Source organism: Amycolatopsis sp. WAC 01416 (assembly GCF_003947485.1).
GTDB lineage: Bacteria > Actinomycetota > Actinomycetes > Mycobacteriales > Pseudonocardiaceae > Amycolatopsis.
This window is the reverse complement of record NZ_QHHX01000022.1, coordinates 1-5,188: the sequence shown is the minus strand read 5'-3', so window position 1 is coordinate 5,188 and position 5,188 is coordinate 1. Positions and strand designations below refer to the sequence as shown.

The following is a 5,188-nucleotide window of genomic DNA, read 5'->3' as shown; positions in this document are numbered from 1 at the left end:
GTTAGTCCGGCGGTGTCCTACTCTCCCACAACCCTTCGGTTGCAGTACCATCGGCGCTGTCAGGCTTAGCTTCCGGGTTCGGAATGGGACCGGGCGTTTCCCTGACGCTATGACCACCGAAACACTGTGAAACAACCACTCCCACCACCATTGTGCTGGTGGGTTGTGTGGTGTTTCAGAGCTGTAGAGTGGATGCGTAACATCTTTGTGGGCAAGTCCTCGGCCTATTAGTACCAGTCAACTCGATAACACATTACTGTGCTTCCATTTCTGGCCTATCAACCCAATGGTCTGTTGGGGGCCTTAACCCACATGGGGTGGGATACCTCATCTTGGAACAGGCTTCCCGCTTAGATGCCTTCAGCGGTTATCCCTTCCGAACGTGGCCAACCAGCCATGCCACTGGCGTGACAACTGGCATACCAGAGGTTCGTCCGTCCCGGTCCTCTCGTACTAGGGACAGCCTTCCTCAAGTATCCTACGCGCGCGGCGGATAGGGACCGAACTGTCTCACGACGTTCTAAACCCAGCTCGCGTGCCGCTTTAATGGGCGAACAGCCCAACCCTTGGGACCTACTCCGGCCCCAGGATGCGACGAGCCGACATCGAGGTGCCAAACCATGCCGTCGATATGGACTCTTGGGCAAGATCAGCCTGTTATCCCCGGGGTACCTTTTATCCGTTGAGCGACACCCCTTCCACCAGGTGGTGCCGGATCACTAGTCCCGACTTTCGTCCCTGCTCGACATGTCTGTCTCACAGTCAAGCTCCCTTGTGCACTTGCACTCAACACCTGATTGCCAACCAGGCTGAGGGAACCTTTGGGCGCCTCCGTTACTCTTTAGGAGGCAACCGCCCCAGTTAAACTACCCATCAGGCACTGTCCCTGAACCAGATCATGGTCCGAGGTTCAGATTCCCAATCCGACCAGAGTGGTATTTCAACAACGACTCCACCAACACTAGCGTGCCAGCTTCACAGTCTCCCACCTATCCTACACAAGCCGAACCGAAAACCAATACCAAACTATAGTAAAGGTCCCGGGGTCTTTCCGTCCTGCCGCGCGTAACGAGCATCTTTACTCGTAGTGCAATTTCGCCGGGCCTGTGGTTGAGACAGCCGGAAAGTCGTTACGCCATTCGTGCAGGTCGGAACTTACCCGACAAGGAATTTCGCTACCTTAGGATGGTTATAGTTACCACCGCCGTTTACTGGCGCTTAAATTCTCAGCTTCACCCCCGAAAGGGTTAACCGGTCCTCTTAACGTTCCAGCACCGGGCAGGCGTCAGTCCATATACATCGTCTTGCGACTTCGCATGGACCTGTGTTTTTAGTAAACAGTCGCTTTCCGCTGGTCTCTGCGGCCACGATTCCCTAGTCCGCAAGGGACTTCAAGAACCCTGGCCCCCCTTCTCCCGAAGTTACGGGGGCATTTTGCCGAGTTCCTTAACCACAGTTCACCCGATCGCCTTAGTATTCTCTACCTGACCACCTGTGTTGGTTTGGGGTACGGGCCGTGCACGCACTCGCTAGAGGCTTTTCTCGGCAGCATAGGATCACTCTACTTCACCTCAATCGGCTACGCATCACGTCTCAGCCTTAATGAAACACGGATTTACCTATGCTTCGGCCTACACGCTTACACCAGTACTACCACTCACTGGCGGAGCTACCTTCCTGCGTCACCCCATCACTCGACTACTACGGAATCAGATCCCACGCTCCACACAGAAACCTCCGTCCGAAGACATTGGTAACTGGCTTTGGGTGGTTAGTATCAACCGCCTCATCCTGGGCGCACGTGCTCGGGTACGGGAATATCAACCCGTTATCCATCGACTACGCCTGTCGGCCTCGCCTTAGGTCCCGACTTACCCTGGGCGGATTAGCCTGGCCCAGGAACCCTTGGTCATCCGGCGGCAGAGTTTCTCACTCTGCATTCGCTACTCATGCCTGCATTCTCACTCCCACACCCTCCACGACTGGCTTCCGCCGCCGCTTCCCTGGATGCAGGACGCTCCCCTACCCATCAACACGACTAGACGTCCCTTCAAGAGAGACGCCGATCTATATGTGTCAATGACACAGCTTCGGCGGTGTGCTTAAGCCCCGCTACATTGTCGGCGCAGGACCACTTGACCAGTGAGCTATTACGCACTCTTTCAAGGGTGGCTGCTTCTAAGCCAACCTCCTGGTTGTCTGGGCAATCCCACATCCTTTCCCACTGAGCACACACTTGGGGGCCTTAGCTGGTGTTCTGGGCTGTTTCCCTCTCGACGACGAAGCTTATCCCCCGCCGTCTCACTGCCACACTCTCACACCACGGTATTCGGAGTTTGGTTGATTTCGGTAACCCGGTAAGGCCCCTAGACCATCCAGTAGCTCTACCCCCGTGGTGAAACATGTGACGCTGCACCTAAATGCATTTCGGGGAGAACCAGCTATCACGGAGTTTGATTGGCCTTTCACCCCTACCCACAGCTCATCCCCTCAGTTTTCAACCTAAGTGGGTTCGGCCCTCCACGTCGTCTTACCGACGCTTCAGCCTGGCCATGGGTAGATCACTCCGCTTCGGGTCTAGACCACGCGACTCAGACGCCCTATTCAGACTCGCTTTCGCTACGGCTACCCCACACGGGTTAACCTCGCCACGCAGCACTAACTCGCAGGCTCATTCTTCAAAAGGCACGCCATCACCTCAACATCACAAGGATGTGCTCGGGCTCTGACGGCTTGTAGGCACACGGTTTCAGGTACTCTTTCACTCCCCTCCCGGGGTACTTTTCATCTTTCCCTCACGGTACTAGTCCGCTATCGGTCTTCAGGAAGTATTTAGGCTTACCGGGTGGTCCCGGCAGATTCACAGCAAATTCCACGAGCTCGCTGCTACTCGGGAACACCAAACAAACGATCCACAACATGTTTTCGCGTACGGGACTCTCACCCACTCCGGTCGCCCATCCCAAGGCGTTCCACTAACACACGTAATCGTTCCGAGGACTGTCAGATCCTCGACGCTGGGTCCCACAACACCACACACACAACGCCTGACAGCTTGACATGTGCATGGTTTAGCCTCTTCCGCTTTCGCTCGCCACTACTCACGGAATCACGGTTGTTTTCTCTTCCTACGGGTACTGAGATGTTTCACTTCCCCGCGTTCCCTCCACACACCCTATATATTCAGATGCGGGTAACACCACATAACTGGTGCTGGGTTTCCCCATTCGGAAATCCTCGGATCACAGCTCGGTTGACAGCTCCCCGAGGCATATCGCAGCCTCCCACGTCCTTCATCGGCTCCTGAAGCCAAGACATCCACCATGTGCCCTTAACAACTTGACCACAAAGATGCTCGCATCCACTCTACAGTTCTCAAACACCACACCAGAAACAAACGTCCCCGGGACTGTGTCCAGCCCCTCGGCGTGTTGCCTCAGGACCCAACAGCGTGCCAGCGAACAATTCTTGACTGAATCCGGCGTAACACTTTCCACGCTTCCAGAGGAAGCAGTACTCGCCCCCGCCGGCAACCCAGTCTCGAACCATAACCAGTAGTTCCACAATTCCTTGAGCAACCAGTGCCAACACACGTTCGGTGTTGAAACCCTGGCCACTCCACCACCGTTGGTCCGGGTATCCCGGCGGGGTGGATGTGTTGCTCCTTAGAAAGGAGGTGATCCAGCCGCACCTTCCGGTACGGCTACCTTGTTACGACTTCGTCCCAATCGCCAGTCCCACCTTCGACCACTCCCCCCCTTGCGGGTTGGGCCATGGGCTTCGGGTGTTACCGACTTTCATGACGTGACGGGCGGTGTGTACAAGGCCCGGGAACGTATTCACCGCAGCGTTGCTGATCTGCGATTACTAGCGACTCCGACTTCACGCAGTCGAGTTGCAGACTGCGATCCGAACTGAGACCGGCTTTAAGGGATTCGCTCCACCTCGCGGTATCGCAGCCCTCTGTACCAGCCATTGTAGCATGTGTGAAGCCCTGGACATAAGGGGCATGATGACTTGACGTCATCCCCACCTTCCTCCGAGTTGACCCCGGCAGTCTCCCACGAGTCCCCGCCATAACGCGCTGGCAACGTAGGATAAGGGTTGCGCTCGTTGCGGGACTTAACCCAACATCTCACGACACGAGCTGACGACAGCCATGCACCACCTGTACACCAACCACAAGGGAAGCCCTATCTCTAGGGATGTCTGGCGCATGTCAAGCCCAGGTAAGGTTCTTCGCGTTGCATCGAATTAATCCACATGCTCCGCCGCTTGTGCGGGCCCCCGTCAATTCCTTTGAGTTTTAGCCTTGCGGCCGTACTCCCCAGGCGGGGCGCTTAATGCGTTAGCTACGGCACGGACAACGTGGATGTCGCCCACACCTAGCGCCCAACGTTTACAGCGTGGACTACCAGGGTATCTAATCCTGTTCGCTCCCCACGCTTTCGCTCCTCAGCGTCAGTATCGGCCCAGAGACCCGCCTTCGCCACCGGTGTTCCTCCTGATATCTGCGCATTTCACCGCTACACCAGGAATTCCAGTCTCCCCTACCGAACTCAAGTCTGCCCGTATCGCCCGCACGCTCCACGTTAAGCGTGGAGTTTTCACGAACGACGCGACAAACCGCCTACGAGCTCTTTACGCCCAATAATTCCGGACAACGCTTGCACCCTACGTATTACCGCGGCTGCTGGCACGTAGTTAGCCGGTGCTTCTTATCCAGGTACCGTCACTTGCGCTTCGTCCCTGGCGAAAGAGGTTTACAACCCGAAGGCCGTCATCCCTCACGCGGCGTCGCTGCATCAGGCTTTCGCCCATTGTGCAATATTCCCCACTGCTGCCTCCCGTAGGAGTCTGGGCCGTGTCTCAGTCCCAGTGTGGCCGGTCACCCTCTCAGGCCGGCTACCCGTCGTCGCCTTGGTAGGCCATTACCCCACCAACAAGCTGATAGGCCGCGGGCTCATCCTGTACCGCCAGAACTTTCAACCAACCCCCATGCGAGGATCAGTGATATCCGGTATTAGACCCAGTTTCCCAGGCTTATCCCAAAGTACAGGGCAGATTGCCCACGTGTTACTCACCCGTTCGCCACTAATCCACCCGAAGGCTTCATCGTTCGACTTGCATGTGTTAAGCACGCCGCCAGCGTTCGTCCTGAGCCAGGATCAAACTCTCCAACAATGTC

Annotated in this window: 3 rRNA genes; all 3 read right to left on the bottom strand. The window is 56.3% G+C overall.

Features of this window, described 5'->3' with window-relative positions:
* Positions 1–4: 4 nt before the first annotated feature.
* Positions 5–121, bottom strand: a 5S ribosomal RNA gene (gene rrf, locus DL990_RS41110).
* An 86-nt stretch (positions 122–207) separates the two neighbouring features.
* Positions 208–3,345: ribosomal RNA gene (locus tag DL990_RS41105) — 23S ribosomal RNA — on the bottom strand.
* Between the two features lie 324 nt (positions 3,346–3,669).
* Positions 3,670–5,184, bottom strand: a 16S ribosomal RNA gene (locus DL990_RS41100).
* Together the 16S, 23S and 5S rRNA genes form the textbook arrangement of a ribosomal RNA operon.
* Positions 5,185–5,188: the final 4 nt, after the last annotated feature.